The organism is Nocardioides sp. cx-169 (genome assembly GCF_021083605.1).
In the GTDB taxonomy this organism is placed as follows: domain Bacteria; phylum Actinomycetota; class Actinomycetes; order Propionibacteriales; family Nocardioidaceae; genus Nocardioides.
This window is the reverse complement of the sequence record NZ_JAJNRO010000013.1, coordinates 144,871-162,575: the sequence shown is the minus strand read 5'-3', so window position 1 is coordinate 162,575 and position 17,705 is coordinate 144,871. Positions and strand designations below refer to the sequence as shown.

Here is a 17,705-nt window from a genome sequence, read left to right as displayed (position 1 = left end):
GCTAGCACTGGCCGTCTCCGCAGACGTCGAAGACGAAGAGCCCCAGGCCACCCAGGATGAGCAGGCCGACGAGCGCCAGGACCCCGATGACGGTGGCGACGGCACCCAGGGCGAACCCGATCCTGGCCAGGTCCGCGCCTGCCGTCTCCCCCTGGGAGGCGGCGATCTCGCGGCGCGCGATGCGGCTGAGCACGATCGCCGGGATGCCGGTCACGAACGAGCAGCCCATGAGCGAGGTGACGCCCAGGACGAGCGAGGCGATGGCGTGGCCGTTGGTCGGCGGGGGTGGGCGCAGAGCAGGGACCGAGGGCGAGCCCGGCGGGGGCTGCTCGCTCATCGTGGCTCCTTCATGGCCGGGGAGGGGTAGACGGTACTGATCCGTCGCCCCTGCAGCCATTCGGTGAGCCGCTGCGCCTCGACCTCCAGCAGGGCGCGTGCCTGGGCGGGCACCTCCTGGAGGAGCCGCACCTCCACGACACCGTCGGGGTCCTGCACCCAGCAGCCCACGACCCGCCCGTCCCACCATGCGGTGGTCCCCGCGTTGCCGTTGCGGTCGAAGAGCGCCGGTCCATGCCCGGCGAGGTAGAAGCCGCGCGACTTCCACCCCATGACCGTGGGGTCGAGCACCGGCAGCAGCGCCGCCCAGGGCTCGGGGGCCGTCACCTCGTCGACGTCATCGGGAAGCACCCAGCCGGTGGCGCCGCCGTCCAGGGTCACCTCGACCGCGCGAACCTCGGCGAGCGCGCTGCGCAGCGCCCCCTTGGTGCTGCCCAGCCACCACTGCAGGTCCTCGACCGTGCCGGGCCCGAACGTCGCCAGCCAGCGGCCGACCAGGGCGGCGTAGCCCGCGCCCTCGGGCAGGGGCGCCGGCAGGTCGCCCAGCCAGGACCGCATCAGCGTCCACCGCGGGCGCGAGGTCCACCAGCTGCCGGCGTTGCGCCCGCGCACGAGGTGGCCCTCCACGGCGAGCTGGCCCAGGATCCGCGGCGCGAGCGGGAAGCTGCCGCCGTAGGGCTTGCCGAGCGCGGTGTCGAGCCGGCCCGCCAAGGCCGGCACCTGCTCGCGCAGCTCCGCGGCGGTGAGCGCACCGGCGGCGGCGAGGTGGGCGAGCGTTGCGGTCCTGGCCCGCGCGAGCCACGCGGCACCGTCGTCGGTCAGGCCGGCCTGCACCGCCTCCTTGGCCAGCCGGGCCGACAGGGCCGTGGCGACCCGCGCGGAGGCGCTGCCCCAGGCCGCGGGAAGCAGGTCGCGCGGGAAGACGAAGAGGGTGCGGCGCATGGCGAGCTGCTTGACCAGGGTGCGGTCGTCGTACAGCACCCGGTCGACGTCCTCGACCCGCAGCCCGTCGACCCGGGCGTGCAGCGAGAGATAGACCGTCGCCGGCTCCGTGGCGTGCAGCACCGTCATCGCGCGGGTCGCGGCCTCGGGGTCCGACAGGCGCAGGGCCGGGGCGAGCCCGTGCCGCCGGCCGAGTCGGGCCCGCCGCTCGGTGTCAGGGATGTGCCGCATGGCGCCTATCCTGCCCGGGACCAGCCGACAGCCGACGCTCAGGACGGGGGGCCATGAACCGCTGGGTGCACGCCGGGTTCGCCCTGGTCGCGCTGTCGGTGATCCTCGCGCTCCTCTACCTCGCCCCCGAGCCCGATCCGGAGGGGAGACCGCAGCCCGGGGCGACCGGGCCGACCGGGCCGACCGGGGCCCCCACGAGCGCGCCGACCCTCGCCCCGAGCACCCCGGTCCCGCCGACGGTGACGGTGTCCCCGCCCGGCGCACCCACGCCGAGCTGCCCGGGGGAGACGGTGCGGCTGCGCGTCGCGACGTTCAACATCCACGGCGGGATCCGGGGCGACGACCGCTACGACCTCGGGGGCATCGCCGAGGAGATCCGCTCCTGGGACGCCGACGTGGTCCTGCTCCAGGAGGTGCACCGCTTCCGCGCCAGGTCAGGCATGGACGACCAGCCGGCCGTGCTCGGGCGGATGCTGGGCATGCACGCGGTGTTCGGCCGCAACGTCACGTACGGCGCACAGGCGCGGGGGGCACCCCGCCGGGAGTACGGGACGGCGATCCTCAGCAGTCGCCCGATCGTGGACTGGTCGAACCGGCTGCTGCCCAACCGCCCCGGCATGCAGCAGCGCGGCCTGCTGCGCGCGACGATCCGCCTGAGCGGCCATGACGTGGACCTCTACAACACCCACCTCCAGCACGACAGCGCCCCGATGCGCCTGGAGCAGACGGTCGCGATCCGGCAGGTGCTGGCCGAGGCCGGCTCCCCCTTCGTGATCGGCGGCGACTTCAATGCCGTGCCGTGGTCGCCGGCGATGCGGGTCCTGCGCGACGTCGCCCTGGACGCCTGGCCGCTGGCCGGCGCCGACCCGGGGCTGACGGCACCTCAGCGGGTGCCGCGGATCCGGATCGACTACCTGCTGCACGGCGCCGGCGGCTGGATCCCGGAGCAGGCCCAGGTGGTGCGCTCGGGGGTCTCCGACCATCGCGCGGTCCTCGTCGACTACGCCCTGCTGCTGCTCTCCTGCTGACCGACAGGGCGGGCCGCGCCGCGCGGAAGGCGACGGAGCCCTAGGGTGTGCGCGTGAGCACACCGACCGGCGGCCCCGGAGATCAGCCCAACCCCTACGGCCAGCCCAGCCCCTACGGCCAGCCCTCGGGCCAGCCCTCGGGGCAGCCCTCGGGGCAGCCGTCAGGGCCCTACGGCGCCCCGCCGACCCAGACCGGCGGCGGCTACGGCGGCGGCTACGGCGCGTCGTACCCCGGCGGCACGTCCGGCGAGCAGCCGCAGAGCAAAGGCATGGCGATCGCGGCGCTCGTGCTCGCCTTCATCCCCTGCGGCCTGACCAACCTGGTCTCGCTCGTGCTCGCGATCGTCGTGCTCGTCAAGAAGAAGGGCGGCAAGGGCCTCGCCATCGCCGCGATCATCGTCGACATCATCGTGATGGGCGTCGTGGCCGCGCTGGTCGCCGGCGGCTTCTGGCTGTTCGGCAATGTCGTCACCGTCGACAACGCGGAGGTCGGACAGTGCGTCAGCACCGACACCAGCGACTCCGACGAGGTGGCCCTCCTCAAGCAGGACTGCAGCGAGCCGCACGATGCGGAGGTCGTGGTCACCGGGAAGCTCACCGCCGCCGAGATCACCGTCTACTCCACCGACCCGGGCAAGATCTGCAGCGACCGCTACGCCGAGGCGGGCAAGGACGTCAACGACGTGGCCGGTGACACCGTCCAACTCCTGACCATGGACCTCTCCCCCGAGGCCGGCGACGCGTTCCTCTGCCTGGTCGAGAACGCCGATGGCAGCAAGCTGGATGCCAAGTAGCCTCATCCGGCACTGACTGGGTGTGCCCCTATTGCACGGCTCGTGACTTGGCTGGGCATGGCGTCACCGACCGGCTCGAACTGGTTCTGGTGGACCGGGGCGTCACCGCAGCCGCCGCTCGCGCTCTCTGCCGAGACCACGGGTTCGAGGTCCGCCGAGTCGGGTGGGACGACAAGCACCCGGTCTTCCGTCCCATCCGACGCCTGGCGCGTCGAGGCCTGTCGCGTGCGCAGGCACGCCAGCGCGCGCCTCAGCTCGCCTTGTGAGCGGGCTGGGAGACGCCGGGCTATCCCCGCGTCGGAACCGCTGTCGACTCCGACCCGTCATAGTGAGAACCAACAGATCGGAGGCGGTTCCGTGTCAGCGATAGCGCAACATGGAGCAGTGACCTGGCGGCGCATCCTTGCCGCTGTCTCCGTGATCGGAGTCGTCAGCGCGGCTGCGTGGTACTTCTTCGGGCAGTCCCATCCGACGCCTTGGAACAAGCCTGCAAAGGTAGGCGGTGCAGTCGTGCAGTTGACCTACACCGGCAGCGAGTGCAGGGACGGCGCACGTGCGGATGTGGAGGAAGACTCGGAACGAGTCACCATCACCGTCAGGGAGACCGTCCGTGCGATGTCTTGCAGCGACGTGGGAGTCTCCTACGACATCCAGGTACGACTGGACGCGCCCCTGGGCGACAGGGAGCTGGTTGACGGCGCGTGCCAGATGCCGGAGTACGCGCACTACCTCGACTGCGGGCAGAACAAGAGGACCGTCGAGTTCACCTCTCACTGAGCGACTGACCCACGAACGCACCTCGCAACGGCAACCACGCCGCATCAATAGGGACACACCCTGTGAGACTCGACGACGCCCCACCACCGAGACTGCTCTCGAGCTGGATCCGGTCGCCGCCGAGGTCGACACTCAAGCCGCACACGCTGCCGACCGATCGGCTGCTACGAAGCCTCGGTTTCGCGGGCCGCCCTTTACTGCGCCCGCAGGTCAGACCACGGCAAGGGGCAGCAAGCTACGGCCGGTGGGTCCGATCTGGATCTCGGTGTTCATCTCCGGGCACACGCCGCAGTCGTAGCAGGGCGTCCAGCGGCAGTCCTCGACCTCGGTCTCGGACGTGGGGTCGATCGCGTCCTCCCAGTCGGCCCACAGCCAGTCCTTGTCGAGACCGGAGTCGAGGTGGTCCCACGGGAGGACCTCGTCGTAGTCGCGCTCGCGGGTGGTGTACCAGTCCAGGTCGACGCCGGTGCCGGCCAGCGCAGTGGCGCAGGACTCCGCCCAGCGGTCGTAGGAGAAGTGCTCGCTCCAGCCGTCGAAGCGGCCGCCGTCGCGCCAGACCTGCTCGATGACCGCGGCGACGCGGCGGTCGCCGCGGCTGAGCAGTCCCTCGATGGTGCCGGGCTTGCCGTCGTGGTAGCGGAACCCGATGGCGCGCCCGTACCTCTTGTCGTCGCGCACGGCGTCGCGCAGCTTCTTCAGGCGGGCGTCGGTGGTCTCGTGGTCGAGCTGGGCGGCCCACTGGAACGGCGTGTGCGGCTTGGGCACGAACCCGCCGATGGAGACCGTGCACCGGATGTCGTTGCGCCCGGACACCTCGCGGCCCTTGGCGATCACCTTCTTCGCCAGGTCGGCGATCTGGAGCACGTCCGCGTCGGTCTCGGTGGGCAGGCCGCACATGAAGTAGAGCTTCACCTGCCGCCAGCCGTGGGAGTACGCCGCCGCGACGGTGCGGATCAGGTCCTCCTCGGTGACCATCTTGTTGATCACCTTGCGCAGGCGCTCGCTGCCACCCTCCGGGGCGAAGGTGAGCCCGGAGCGCCGGCCGTTGCGGGAGAACTCGTTGGCCAGGTTGATGTTGAAGGCGTCGACGCGGGTGCTCGGCAGCGACAGGGACACGTTGCTGCCCTCGTAGCGGTCAGCGAGGCCCTTGGCCACCTCCGCGATCTCGGTGTGGTCGGCGCTGGAGAGCGAGAGCAGCCCGACCTCCTCGAAGCCGCTCTTGCGGATGCCGTTCTCGACCATCGCCCCGATCGTCTCGATGGAGCGCTCACGGACCGGGCGGGTGATCATCCCGGCCTGGCAGAAGCGGCAGCCGCGGGTGCAGCCGCGGAAGATCTCCACCGAGAACCGCTCGTGCACGGTCTCTGCCAGGGGCACCAGCGGCTTGGCGGGGTAGGGCCAGGCGTCGAGGTCCATCAGGGTGTGCTTGGTGACCCGGTACGGGATGCCCGGGCGGTTGGGCACGACCGCCTCGATGGTGCCGTCGGCGGCGTAGGCGACGTCGTAGAACTTCGGCACGTAGACGTTGCCGGTCACGGCGAGGCGGCGCAGCAGCTCGTCCCTGGTCACGGCGGAGCCGCCCGGCCGCTGGCGCTCCTGCTTCCACTCGCGCACGACCTCGGAGATCGCCAGGACGACCTCCTCGCCGTCGCCGAGCACGGCGGCGTCGAGGAAGGTCGCGATCGGCTCGGGGTTGAACGCCGCGTGGCCGCCGGCCAGCACGATCGGGTCGTCGTCGCCGCGGTCGACCGCGTGCAGCGCGATGCCCGCGAGGTCGAGGGCGTTGAGCATGTTGGTGTAGCCCAGCTCGGTGGAGAAGCTGATCCCGAAGACGTCGAAGTCACGCACCGGGCGGTGGCCGTCGACGGTGAACTGAGGGATGCCGTCCTCGCGCATCACCGCCTCCATGTCCTGCCAGACCGAGTAGGTGCGCTCGGCGAGGATCCAGTCGCGCTCGTTGAGCACCTCGTAGAGGATCTGGACGCCCTGGTTGGGCAGCCCGACCTCGTAGGCGTCGGGGTACATCAGCGCCCAGCGGACGGTCGGCCCCTCGGGCGCGCAGTCCCACTCCTTGACGGTGGAGTTGAGCTCGCCGCCGACGTACTGGATCGGCTTCTGCACCGATGACAGACGGGGCTCGAGACGGGGGAAGACCGAGCCGGAGCTCTCGCGGTCGGGCTCGGGGCGAACGCCGCTCACGGACACAGAGAAACCTCAGAAGCTCAGGGGGAAGGGACCCTCAAGAGTACGTCCGGGTCCCCCCGCGGCGCGAACCGTGCACGCCCGACCCGTCGGCTTCGAGATCCCTCGCGGGGGCACGATGCCTGGAACCGTCACCGACGATCGGTAGCCCGATGACGGCCCAGGCCATCTCCACCATCCTCCTCCTGGGGGCCGGTGCGGGCGGCCTGCGCGTCGTGGAGCACAACGACGCTCGTTCGGTGGCATCTGGTCGGCGCGCCTGGCCGTCCAGGTCGACGCCGACGCCCCGGCCACCCTCGAGGTGAGCCGGGACTACGACGTGATGCTCGACACCGGCAGCGGACCCGCGGACGTCCCGCGCACCGCGACCGTCACCTACACCGCCACCGTCGACCTCCCGCCCGCCGCCGCCTGACCGGCGGTGGCTGCGGGCTCGGCGCGTCGCCTCCGTAGGGTGGAGCCATGACAGCGACGACGATCCGTGGCCGCTTCCAATGGACCGTCGTCGTGCCGATCGTGGCCGTGCTGCTGCTGGCGGCGACCTGGCAGAGCCACGAGGCCTGGCCGGTGCTGGTGCTGATCGGCCTGGCCCTGGTGGCGTCGGTGATCTCCGCGGTCCACCACGCCGAGGTCGTGGCGCACAAGGTCGGAGAGCCGTTCGGGTCGCTGATCCTGGCGGTGGCGGTCACGGTGATCGAGGTCGGCCTGATCGTGATGCTGATGACCAGCGGCGGCGAGGGCGCCAGCACCTACGCGCGCGACACCGTCTTCGCGGCCGTCATGATCACCGTCAACGGCATCCTCGGGATCTCGCTGCTGGTGGGCGCCGCCAAGCACCACCTCGTCAGCTTCAACGCCGCCGGCACCGGCTCGATGCTCTCGACGGTCATCGCGGTCGCCGCGGTCTGCCTGGTGCTGCCGAGCTTCACGACCTCGGGTGCGGGCCGCGAGTACTCGCCCTCCCAGCTGGCGTTCGCGGCGGTCGCGTCGCTCGCGCTCTACGGTGCCTTCGTCTTCACCCAGACGGTGCGCCACCGTGACTTCTTCCTGCCGGTCACCAGCGACAAGTACGGCCGGGCCACCGGCCTGGTCGACGAGGACGAGGACGGTCACGCCGACCCGCCCAGCAGCCGCGAGGCCTGGATCAGCGCGGTCCTCATGGTGCTCTCGCTGGTGGCCGTCGTCGGGCTGGCCAAGCTGCTCTCCCCCACCATCGAGGACGGGGTGAAGGGCCTGGGCTTCCCCTACGCCGTCGTGGGCGTCGTCATCGCGCTGCTGGTGCTGGCCCCCGAGTCGACCGCGGCGATCCGCAACGCCGCGCGGGATCGGGTGCAGATCAGCCTCAACCTCGCGCTCGGGTCGGCGATGGCATCCATCGGCCTGACCATCCCGACGATCGCCGTGGCCATGATCTGGCTCGACGGCCCGCTCGTCCTCGGCCTGGAGCCGACCCAGATGGTGCTGCTCGCGATCACCGTCGCGGTCGCCACCCTGACCGTGGTGCCCGGACGCGCCAAGGCGCTGGCGGGGTTCGTCCACCTGGTGCTGCTCGCGACGTTCCTGTTCTTGTCGATGCAGCCATGAGGGCACGCCGCCTCGGGGCCCTGGTGCTCGCCACGGCCGTCCTCGCCGGGTGCAGCGAGGAGCCGCCTGCCGACGACTCCGACCGGGTCGTGCTCAGCCCCGCCGACGCGGGCGCCGGCCACACCCACTCCGGCCCCGGCGCCGAGACGCCGCCGGTCGGCACCGGCACCGCGCCGGAGGCGGGCGGCTACCGCCTGGAGCTGGTGGGCGCACTGCCCGAGCCCGGCCAGCCCGGCGACGTCTCGTTCCGGATCCTCGACCGCTCCGGCCGCGCCGTCACGACGTACGTCCCCGAGCAGACCAAGGACCTGCACATGTACGTCGTGCGGTCCGACCTGGCGCAGTTTCGCCACCTGCACCCGACGATGGCGCCCGACGGCACCTGGACCGGCCGGGTCGCGCTGCCCACGCCGGGCTCCTACCGGGTGATCGTGGAGTTCCTGCCTGCCGAAGACCCCGATGCCGGCCATGTCGTCCTGGGCGACACCGCCCTGGTGCCCGGCACCTGGACGCCCGAGGAGGTGGCCGACGCCGCCAGCGCCGACGACGGCGTGGTGGCCGTCGAAGCTCCGGAGACCCTGGCGCCCGGGAGCGACGAGCGGATGACGCTCACCGTCTCGGGGGCCGACGGGGACCGCGTGGCGCTGGGCAGCTACCTCGGCACGTTCGCGCACCTCACCGGCTTCCACGTGGGCAGCGGGCGGTTCGTGCACGTCCACCCGTACGGCGCCGCGGAGCCGGCCGGGGAGGGCGACGAGCTGACGTTCCACACCGAGTTCACCGAGCCGGGGCGCTACCGCTTCTTCCTGCAGGTCCGCGTGGACGGCTTCCTGCACCAGGTGCCGTTCACCGCCACCGTCAGCTGACCTCCATCCTCAGCGTCGTGACGGGGTTGATGAACTCGTCCTCGCGCAGGCTCACCTGGATCTGCCACGTGCCGGGGGCCGGGAGCACCAGGTCCGCGGCGTAGGTGCCCGACGCAGTCGGCACGACCGGGACCAGCCCGAGATCCACGCGGTCGGAGCTCACCGAGACCTCCGGGGCGGCGAAGCCCTCGAGCGGCTCCCCGGTGGCGTCCTGGAGCTGGATCGTCAAGGTGTTCTGGCCGCGCGTGCCGGGGTCGAGGGTCGCCAGGACCTTCCTCTCGCCGAGCAAGCCGGTGACGACCCGGCTCGGCGCGGGCGCCGCCGCCTCGGCCTCCTCGCGGGGCGACTGGTTGACGAGGAATCCGGTGACCAGCAGCAGCGTCGCGAGCAGGCCGGCCTCCGCCAGTGTGGTGGTGCGGACCTCGCGGGCCAGGGCGAGGCGGTGCTGGTGGCCGGCCGAGGATCGCACCTGGGGCAGCAGCCGGAACCGGTTGTAGGCGGCGAGGAGGACAACGAGTGCGGCGATGGCGATCTTGACCAGGAGCAGCTGCCCGTAGCGGGTGTCGACCAGCCCGCTCCACGAGCCGAGGATCCGCCAGGCCAGCAGCGTCCCCGTGGCGACGAGCAGCACGAGGACGGCGGCGCCCAGCGTGGAGAAGGCGGCGACGAGCTCGGCCACCCGGCGCGGGCGTGCGGCCACCGCCGGGAGCGCGATCGCCAGGCCGGCGAGGCCGCCGAGCCAGATCGCCCCCGCGGTGAGGTGCACCAGGTCGGTGACGATCAGGAGCGGGACCGGCTCGAAGGCGCGCGTGTGGCCCACCAGGGCCGGCGACCACACCGCCAGCGCCGCACCGGCCGTCGCCGCGACCCGCTCCCGCCGTCCGGGCCGGCTCGCCAGGAGCAGGGCGATCCCCAGGCCGATCGCCTGGAGCAGCAGGACCCCGACGTCGTCGAGCACCAGGTCGAGGTCCACGGCCTGGCCGCTGAGCGTCTCCTCGAACGGCAGCCCCTGCTGGTAGGCGCCCGCCAGTGGCACACACAGGGCGGACGAGACCAGCGCCAGGGCGGCGGCCGTCCGCAGCAGGATGCCGGCGGCGCGCTGCGCGCGGTCCGGGAGCCCCGGGCCGGCCAGCCAGCAGAGGAAGACCACGAGCCCCCCGGCCAGCAGCAGACCGACGTACTGCAGCGCCTGGGCGATGCCGAGGTCGCTCTTGCCGCCGGCCTGGGACTCGGCCACCCGCGGCGGCACGACGGTCTCGCTCGGCGAGCCGACGGAGAAGCTCAGCGAGCCGGTGATCGGGTGGCCGTCGGAGGAGACGACCCGCCAGGTGACGACGTAGGTGCCGTCGGCGAGCTCGCCGGGAAGGTCCGTGGTCACGACCTCGTCGCGGGCGCTCGACTCCGAGTCGACGTCCTCCCCCTCGGCGTCGAAGACCTGGACGCCGTCGGCGGTCAGCGAGACCGGCTCGTCGAAGGTGAAGGTGACCACGGCGGGCGCGGTGGCGAGCACCTCGCCCTCGGCGGGGTCGCTGCCGACCAGCGTCGCGTGCGCGGAGGCCGGCGCCGCCCCCGCCAGGAGCGCGAGCGCGACCAGGAGCGCCACGAGGAGCCCGGCGGCCCCCCGACGGGCCCCCGGGCGCACCCGGTGCGTCACGAGCTGCGGCGCCCGCGGGCCAGCGCGATCCCGCCGAGCACGATGCCCAGCAGAGCGGCGGCGAAGGCGGCGTAGCCCACCACGTCGCGGTCCACGTCATCGTCCTCCGCGCCGGCCTCCTCGACGGAGGTCTCCTCGGCCGCCGCTTCGGAGCCGTCCGCGTCGTCGGCCTCGGTGAGCGTCACCGTGGGCGCGGGCCGCTCGAGCTCGTCGGGGTCCTGACCCTCGGCCGGCACCTCTACCCAGGCGCTCTCGCCTTCCTCGCAGGTCTGGATCACCGGGAAGGCCAGGGTCACCCCCGGCGTGTCCGGCAGCTGCACGGAGAGCTCGAAGGTGTCGCGGTAGCCGTCGGGCAGCGGGGTCTTGGCGGTGTAGACGACCGTGGCGACCCGCTCGGTGATCTCGTTGCCGTGCGCGTCGGTGACCGGCTCGGGCAGCTTCTCCATCGTCTTGGTCACGTCGTAGAGCGGGTTGCGGGTGGGGGTGACCGCGTTGATCTGCTCGGGCATCTGGATGGTGACCCCGGTGGTGGGCGAGCCCTCGCAGCCGTGGCCGTTGCTGACGGTGAGCACGGTGGACGCACCGGCCTCCGTCTCGCTCGGGGTGATGGTGACGTGGGCGGAGGCGGGTGCCGCGAGCCCCAGGGTGAGCAGGGCGGCGGCGCCGAGCGGCGCACCGAGGCGCGCGGCGGTTCGGGTGTTCATGGGATGTCCTTCGGTTCGTGTCGGTGGTCGGGGGGGTGCGTGCGCCCCGACCTCCGGTACGGCGGTCAGGCGGGCGCGGGCAGCGCCGGCGGACCGCGCCGAGGGGCCGCGAGGAGAAGACCGTGGACGAGGGGGGTGAGGGCGGGGCCGGTGGCGGCGGTGGCGCGTCGGGCGGGAATCGGCAGCGGCGCGAGGTCGGACCAGGCCAGCAGCACCTCGAGCGCCCGGCCGCGTCCGTGCCAGACCCCGGCGGTGAGCAGGGCGGCGGCCACGTGGGCGGCCAGCATCGGCGCGCTGAGCTCGAGCGGCGGACCCACGGCCGCGGCGTGCGGTCCCGCGGCGACGTGCCCGGCCATGTCATGGGCCGGGCTGAGCGCGACCAGCCAGCAGTGCACCAGCAGCTGGGCAGCCGCGAGCGCCGGGACCGCGATCCCGAGCGGCACCGTGCCGCGCAGCACGAGGAGGCTGCCGCCGAGCACCAGCGCGGCGGCCAGGCCGATCCACGCCGCTGACGGCAGTGAGCCCCCGGCCGCGGTGTGGGCGGCCACGGTGCCGAGCATGACCTCAAGCGTGGCCAGTGCCGCGCGCAGCACGAGTCCCCGGCGGGGCACCACGCGCGCGGTCGGCATGGGGCCCATCATCCGCGCTCAGGACCGGACGAGCACGCGCGGGGTAGGCGCGAGCCGCGCGGCCGGCGACGACAGGGTGCGCAGATGGACGTTCTGCAGCAGGCCGATCGCGAGCATCCCGGCGAACATCGAGCTGCCGCCGTAGGAGACGAACGGCAGTGGGACCCCGGTCACCGGCATGATGCCCAGGCACATGCCGATGTTCTGGAAGGCCTGGAAGCCGAACCAGCACGCGATGCCGGCCGCGGCCATCCGGCCGAACACGTCGTCGGTGCGGGTGGCGATGCGCAGCGCCCGCCACAGGACGATGCCCAGCAGCGCGATCACGAGCCCGGCACCCACGAGCCCGAGCTCCTCGCCGGCGACGGTGAAGACGAAGTCGGTGTGCTGCTCGGGCACGAAGCCGGCGCGGGTCTGCGAGCCGTCGAAGAGTCCCTGGCCGAACAGGCCCCCGTTGCCGACGGCGATCCGCGCCTGCTCGACGTTGTAGCCGGCCCCGCGCGGATCGAGGTCGGGGTTGGTGAACGCCATGAAGCGGTCGACCTGGTAGTCCTTGAGGAACCCGCCCGCGACCGCGGCCGCACCGGCCACGACGCCGCCGCCTGCGAGCAGGGCCAGCCAACGACGGCGGGCGCCGGAGGCGGCCAGCACGCCGAAGACCGTGGCGGAGAGCACGAGCATCGTGCCGAGGTCGGGCTGCAGCATGATCAGCGTCGCGGGGAGGGCGGCCACGGCCAGCATGGCGAGCACGTCGGTGGTCCCGACCCGAGCGCGCCAGCGGCCCTCGGAGCGCTCGGCGACCACGAGCGCCATCCCGACGACCACGGCGAGCTTGGCGAACTCCGACGGCTGGATCGACAGTCCCCCCACCATCAGCCAGGAGCGCGAGCCGTTGACGGTCGTGCCCATCGTGAGCACCAGCACCAGCCCGGCGACCGAGGCGACGTAGACGAGGGGCGCCAGGATCCGCACCCAGCGGTGGTCGGTGGCCGTCACCACCACCATCAGCACCAGGCCGATCGCGATGTTGACGACCTGCTTGGCGAGGTACGCCGAGGAGTCGCCGCCGGTGAGGTCCTCGCGGTTGCTCGTGGCCGACCAGACCAGCAGCGTGCCGAGCACGGTGAGGGCCAGCACGGCCGTCAGCAGCAGCCAGTCGACGCCCGGGATGCGGGTGGAGCGGCCCGCCTGGGGGGCGCGGGTGGCGCGTGGCGTGGTGGTCACTGGTCCTCCCGGGCCGGGGGCAGGATCGATCCGTCGCGGCGGAAGTTGGGCAGGCGGCTCGGCGGCGTGGTGCCGGGGACGGCGGCGTCGGCGGGCCGGACCTCGGTGCCGCTCACGCCGTACAGCGACTCCCAGATCGCGCGGATGCCCTCCCCGGACGCACCGGAGCCGGTGCCGCCCTGGCTGATCATCATCACGACCACGTAGTCGTCGGAGTAGGACGCCACCCAGGACGTGGTCTGCTTGCCGTAGACCTCCGCGGAGCCGGTCTTGGAGCGGATCGGGACCTCGTCGAGCGGGAACCCCACCATGCGCCAGCTCATCGTGCCCTGACGGGTGACGCCCTTGAGGGCCTCGTCGATGTAGCCGTAGGTGCCCCGCGGAAGCTCGACCGAGCCCACCTTCTTCGGCTTGATCCGGCGGATCACGTGGCCGTCGGAGCCCACGATCGCCTTGCCGATGCGCGGCGCGTAGAGGGTGCCGCCATTGGCGATGGCGGCGTAGCCGCGGGCGAGCTGCAGCGGCGTCACGATGGTGTCGCCCTGGCCGATGGAGAAGTTGACGGCGTCACCGGCGCGGTAGGCGTACCCCTCCGCGCAGAACTCCCGGGCGAAGAGGTAGACGAAGTCGCTGGTCTCGGCGTCCTGCGGCTTGCCGGCGATCTTGCAGTAGTAGTCCTTCTGCGACTCGAAGTAGGCGCGCTTCCACTTGCGGTCGGCGATCCGGCCGGAGGCCTCCCCCGGCAGGTCGACCCCGGTCTCACGACCGAAGCCGAAGCGCTTGGCGGCCACGACGAGCGGGTCGCGGGCGTCGATGTCGGCGACGTCGGAGCCGTAGCGCTGCCAGAAGTCCAGGCCGATCCGGTAGAAGAAGGTGTTGCAGGAGACCTCGAGGGCCTTGGCGAAGCTGATGTAGCCGTGGGCGCCGGACTCGTAGTTCTTGAAGTCGCGGTTGCCGACCCGCAGCGACGAGGAGCAGTTGAGCGAGGTGTCGGTGCCGTAGCCGGCGTCGAGCGCGCCGGCCGTCATGAAGGGCTTCCACGTCGACCCGGGCGCGAACTGGCCCTGGGTGGCGCGGCCCAGCAGCGGGGTGCCGGCCTCCTCGGAGTACAGCCTGGCCAGCTGCTTCTTGGTGATCCCGCCGACCCAGAGGCCGGGGTCGTACGTCGGCTGGCTGGCCATCGCGACGACCCGGCCGGTGTCGGCCTCGAGCACCACGGCGGCGCCGGAGTCGGCCTCGTACGTGCGGCCGGTCACCGGGTCCATCTCCCCGCGCGCGCGCTCCATCGAGTCGAGGAGCTGCTGCTCCACGACGCCCTGGACCTTGGCGTCGATCGACGTGACCAGCGTGTCTCCGGGTTGGCTCTCGACCTCGCCGTCGTCGCCCAGCACGCGGCCCATCGAGTCGACGGCCACGCTGCGGTAGCCCGGCATCCCCCGGAGCCACCGGTCGTACTGCTTCTCGACCCCGGCACGACCGACGGCCGAGGCACCGTTGACCGAGCGGTCACCACCCTCCTGGGCGTCGTCGTACTCGTCCTTGGTGATCGGGCTGAGGTAGCCGAGCACGTGGGCGGCGTTGACGCCGAAGGGCTGCGGGTAGGAGCGCACGGTCTCCTGGTCGACGAGCACCGCCGGGAAGTCCTCCGGCTGCTCGAGGATCCGCAGCGCGACGCTCTGCTTCACGTCACGGGCCACGGGCACCGGCTGGAACGGCGAGCCGTTCCAGCAGACGCCGACCTCGCTGTCCTCGTCGCCGCAGGCGACCAGCCGGCGCTCGATGCGCTGCGACCGCTCACCGACGGTGCGGCCGAGCCGCTCGATCAGCTTGGTGCGGACCTGCTCGGTCATCTTGTCGAGCACCGAGCGGTCCAGCGAGACCACCCACGACGTGCGGTTCGTGACGAGGGGACGGCCCTGGGCATCGACGATCAGGCCGCGCTCGGGCTGCACCACGATCTCGCGCACCGACTGGGCCGCGGCCTGGGCGTGGTACTCGTCGCCGCTGACGACCTGAAGGTAGTAGAGCCGGACCAGCAGGGTCGCGAACAGCGAGAGCACCAGGGCCTGCAGCACGATCATCCGCAGGCGGCTCTTCTGGGCCGGCGGCTGCGCCGGCTGAGTGGGTCGTGCGGCCACTACGTCGCCCGCTCCGGCTCGATGCGATGGAACATCGCCATCACCAGCGGCAGCACGAACGGCGTGAGGACCAGGTCCCAGGCGACCGAGAGCACGACGACCTGCAGCAGGTCGGGGACCGCCAAGGCGGGGTCGCGCAGCACCAGGCCGCTGAGCGCGAACAGCGAGGTGCCGAGGAACGACGACGCCGCGACCGTGCCGAGCACCGTCGTCGGCGTCGGCTTCAGGTCCGCCGCGACCCTCCCGGCGACGTACCCGACGACGACGAAGGCGAGCGCCCAGCGGCCCGCGACGTGGTCGGCCGGTGGCGCGAGGTCGAGCAGGACGCCGGCCGCGAAGCCGAGGACCATCGCGAACTGCGCTCCGCGGACCAGGGCCGCGCCCACGACGACGAGCAGCACCAGGTTGGGCACGACGCCCTGCCAGGCGACGTACGGGAAGACCGAGACCTGCAGCGCGAGCGCCACGGAGACCGCCACGAAGGCGAGGACGACGCGAGCCGTGCTCACTGGATCCTCCCGTCCGCCTCGATCACCGCGCGGTCGCTGGAGGTGCCCGACGGCACCACCACCCCGACCAGGTCCAGGGCGCCGAAGTCGACGAACGGCTCGATCACCGCGCGCTGGGAGCCGTCACGGACGTTGGCGAAGACCTTCGAGATGCTGCCGACCGGCACGCCGGCGACGTACGGCGCACCGCTCTGGCTGCCCCACGTCACAACCGTGTCTCCCTTGGCCGGGACCTCGGACTGGTCGATCAGCTCGAGGTCGAGCCGCCCCCCGTCGCCGAGGACGCCGCGTCCGTGGAGCATCCCGATCTCCATGCTCGAGCCGACGCGGCCGCCCACCACGGAGTCGGCGTCGATGACCAGCAGCACGGTGGCGGTGGTGCGGCTGACTCGCAGGACCCGGCCGACGAGGCCGTCGTTGTTGACCACGGTCATGTCGGGGCTCAGGCCCGACGAGGAGCCGGCGTCGATGGTCACGGTGCTGGAGAAGGACTGCGACGGGCCCATGCCGACGACCCGCGCGGGCACCAGCGCGTAGCCGAGATTCTCGGCCGAGGCGGTGAGACCGTCGTACTCCGCGAGCTTGTTGCGGTCGTAGCCGGAGGTGTTGACCTCGCTGCGCAGCGCGGCGTTCTCGGCCTCGAGCTCGTCGATCTCCTCGCGCATGTCGGCGTGCGTGCGGAACCAGTCGGGGACGGCGAAGAAGGGCCGGACCGCGACGGCGGTGCTCACCTCGACCGGGCCGTAGACCTCGCCCATCGCGCGGCGTGCGGCATCGACCGGCGAGTCGTCTCCGCTCTGGTGGTCCAGGGTCATCAGCGTCGCGCAGGAGAGGACGAGGGCGACGACCAGCGACCGCGGGGGCTGGCCCTTGCCGCCGCCGCCGACGGGGCGCCAGCGGCGCTCGCGTCCGAGGTCCATCAGAACCGCCTCTTGTCCGAGACGAGGACCTGGCGCAGCGCCTCGAACTCCTCCACGCAGCGCCCGGCGCCCAGCGCCACCGACGACAGCGGGTCGTCGGCGACGTGGACCGGCATGCCGGTCTCGTGCCGCAGCCGCTCGTCCAGGCCGCGGAGCAGGGCGCCACCGCCGGTGAGCACGATGCCGCGGTCCATGATGTCGCCGGCGAGCTCGGGCGGGGTCTGGTCGAGCGTGGCGCGGACGGCGTCGACGATGGCGTGCAGCGGCTCCTCCATGGCCTGGCGGATCTCGGAGGCCGGCACCGTCACGGTGCGGGGCAGCCCGGAGACCAGATCGCGCCCGCGGATCTCGGCCTCGGGCTCCGTGGCGGACGGGAACGCCGAACCGAGGGTCATCTTGACCTCCTCGGCCGTGCGCTCCCCCAACATCAGGGAGTGCTCCTTCTTCATCCAGGTCACGATCGCCTGGTCGAGCTCGTCGCCGGCGGTGCGGATGCTCAGCGAGGTGACGATGCCGCCCAGCGAGATGACCGCGACCTCGGTGGTGCCGCCGCCGACGTCGACGACCATGTTGCCGGTGGGCTGGTGCACGGGCAGGCCGGCGCCGATGGCGGCGGCCATGGGCTCCTCCACGATGTAGACCCGGCGCGCGCCGGCCTGGTAGCCGGCCTCCTTGACCGCGCGCTGCTCCACCGCGGTGATCCCGCTCGGGACGCAGATGACCATCCGGGGCTTGGCGAAGTAGCGGCGGCGGTGGACGCGCTGGATGAAGTAGCGCAGCATCTGCTCGGTCGCCTCGAAGTCGGCGATCACGCCGTCCTTGAGGGGGCGGATGGCGGTGATGTCGTCGGGGGTCCGCCCGATCATGCGCTTGGCCTCGTGGCCGACGGCCAGGATCTCGCCCGTGGTCTCGTTGATGGCCACGACGCTGGGCTCGTCGAGCAGCACGCCCTTGCGGCGCACGTACACGAGCGTGTTCGCCGTGCCGAGGTCGACCGCCATGTCTCGGCCGATGAAGCTGTTCGCCATGCCCAACGCCTCGCAGCTCGAAGTTGCGTGCGCCCGGGGAAGAGGGTGCAGCGCGCGCACGCCTCGCCGTACCCTCCTCGAGCGTAGGTTTGGACCGGCGTCGATCCGCGCAGGCACGCCGAGGCTGGTGTGTCGGGTG

At 72.4% G+C, this 17,705-nt stretch carries 16 protein-coding genes; 5 read left to right on the top strand and 11 right to left on the bottom strand.

Features of this window, described 5'->3' with window-relative positions; all coding sequences use genetic code 11:
- Position 1: 1 nt before the first annotated feature.
- Together LRP67_RS17560 and LRP67_RS17555 are read right to left on the bottom strand one after the other, a co-directional pair.
- Complete coding sequence (locus LRP67_RS17560; protein WP_231271455.1) at positions 2-337, bottom strand: DUF4190 domain-containing protein; 336 nt, start codon at positions 335-337, stop codon at positions 2-4.
- The gene (locus LRP67_RS17555) at positions 334-1,509 is read right to left on the bottom strand and encodes a winged helix DNA-binding domain-containing protein (RefSeq protein ID WP_231271454.1); all 1,176 of its coding nucleotides are present in this window, start codon (positions 1,507-1,509) and stop codon (positions 334-336) included. The genes LRP67_RS17560 and LRP67_RS17555 overlap by 4 nt, the downstream gene beginning before the upstream one ends.
- 53 nt (positions 1,510-1,562) lie before the next feature.
- Between LRP67_RS17555 and LRP67_RS17550 the strand changes: the two genes are divergently transcribed.
- The 3 genes from LRP67_RS17550 to LRP67_RS17540 all read left to right on the top strand — a co-directional run bounded on the left by LRP67_RS17550 (position 1,563) and on the right by LRP67_RS17540 (position 4,108).
- On the top strand, positions 1,563-2,537 hold the full coding sequence (locus tag LRP67_RS17550) for an endonuclease/exonuclease/phosphatase family protein (RefSeq protein WP_269211729.1): 975 nt from the start codon (positions 1,563-1,565) through the stop codon (positions 2,535-2,537).
- A 53-nt stretch (positions 2,538-2,590) separates the two neighbouring features.
- Positions 2,591-3,331, top strand: coding sequence for a PT domain-containing protein (locus tag LRP67_RS17545; protein WP_231271453.1), 741 nt, complete (start codon positions 2,591-2,593; stop codon positions 3,329-3,331).
- 384 nt (positions 3,332-3,715) lie between these two features.
- Positions 3,716-4,108: a hypothetical protein gene (locus tag LRP67_RS17540; RefSeq protein WP_231271452.1), complete on the top strand. Its 393-nt coding sequence runs from the start codon at positions 3,716-3,718 to the stop codon at positions 4,106-4,108.
- A 210-nt stretch (positions 4,109-4,318) separates the two neighbouring features.
- Here the strand turns inward: LRP67_RS17540 and LRP67_RS17535 are convergent, their stop codons facing one another.
- Positions 4,319-6,307, bottom strand: a complete 1,989-nt coding sequence (locus tag LRP67_RS17535) for a TIGR03960 family B12-binding radical SAM protein (RefSeq protein WP_231271451.1) — start codon at positions 6,305-6,307, stop codon at positions 4,319-4,321.
- A gap of 465 nt (positions 6,308-6,772) precedes the next feature.
- Between LRP67_RS17535 and LRP67_RS17530 the strand changes: the two genes are divergently transcribed.
- Together LRP67_RS17530 and LRP67_RS17525 are read left to right on the top strand one after the other, a co-directional pair.
- Positions 6,773-7,894, top strand: coding sequence for a calcium:proton antiporter (locus tag LRP67_RS17530; RefSeq protein ID WP_231271450.1), 1,122 nt, complete (start codon positions 6,773-6,775; stop codon positions 7,892-7,894).
- The gene (locus LRP67_RS17525) at positions 7,891-8,760 is read left to right on the top strand and encodes a hypothetical protein (protein ID WP_231271449.1); all 870 of its coding nucleotides are present in this window, start codon (positions 7,891-7,893) and stop codon (positions 8,758-8,760) included. Before LRP67_RS17530 ends, LRP67_RS17525 begins: the two co-directional genes overlap by 4 nt.
- Here the strand turns inward: LRP67_RS17525 and LRP67_RS17520 are convergent.
- The 8 genes from LRP67_RS17520 to LRP67_RS17485 all read right to left on the bottom strand — a co-directional run bounded on the left by LRP67_RS17520 (position 8,753) and on the right by LRP67_RS17485 (position 17,566).
- Positions 8,753-10,414: a copper resistance protein CopC gene (locus LRP67_RS17520; RefSeq protein ID WP_231271448.1), complete on the bottom strand. Its 1,662-nt coding sequence runs from the start codon at positions 10,412-10,414 to the stop codon at positions 8,753-8,755. The genes LRP67_RS17525 and LRP67_RS17520 overlap by 8 nt on opposite strands.
- Positions 10,411-11,118 (bottom strand): YcnI family protein, encoded by a 708-nt coding sequence (locus LRP67_RS17515; protein ID WP_231271447.1) that lies wholly within the window; start codon positions 11,116-11,118, stop codon positions 10,411-10,413. The genes LRP67_RS17520 and LRP67_RS17515 overlap by 4 nt, the downstream gene beginning before the upstream one ends.
- Positions 11,119-11,183: 65 nt before the next feature.
- The gene (locus LRP67_RS17510) at positions 11,184-11,747 is read right to left on the bottom strand and encodes a hypothetical protein (protein WP_231271446.1); all 564 of its coding nucleotides are present in this window, start codon (positions 11,745-11,747) and stop codon (positions 11,184-11,186) included.
- An 18-nt stretch (positions 11,748-11,765) separates the two neighbouring features.
- Positions 11,766-12,971 (bottom strand): rod shape-determining protein RodA, encoded by a 1,206-nt coding sequence (gene rodA / locus LRP67_RS17505; RefSeq protein ID WP_231271445.1) that lies wholly within the window; start codon positions 12,969-12,971, stop codon positions 11,766-11,768.
- Positions 12,968-15,109, bottom strand: coding sequence for a penicillin-binding protein 2 (gene mrdA, locus LRP67_RS17500; protein ID WP_231271444.1), 2,142 nt, complete (start codon positions 15,107-15,109; stop codon positions 12,968-12,970). Before mrdA ends, rodA begins: the two co-directional genes overlap by 4 nt.
- Entirely contained in the window at positions 15,109-15,618 is a 510-nt protein-coding gene (mreD, locus tag LRP67_RS17495) for a rod shape-determining protein MreD (protein ID WP_231271443.1), read from the bottom strand. Before mreD ends, mrdA begins: the two co-directional genes overlap by 1 nt.
- The gene (gene mreC / locus LRP67_RS17490) at positions 15,615-16,538 is read right to left on the bottom strand and encodes a rod shape-determining protein MreC (protein WP_231271442.1); all 924 of its coding nucleotides are present in this window, start codon (positions 16,536-16,538) and stop codon (positions 15,615-15,617) included. The genes mreD and mreC overlap by 4 nt, the downstream gene beginning before the upstream one ends.
- The gene (locus LRP67_RS17485; protein WP_231271441.1) at positions 16,538-17,566 is read right to left on the bottom strand and encodes a rod shape-determining protein; all 1,029 of its coding nucleotides are present in this window, start codon (positions 17,564-17,566) and stop codon (positions 16,538-16,540) included. Before LRP67_RS17485 ends, mreC begins: the two co-directional genes overlap by 1 nt.
- Positions 17,567-17,705 lie beyond the last annotated feature (139 nt).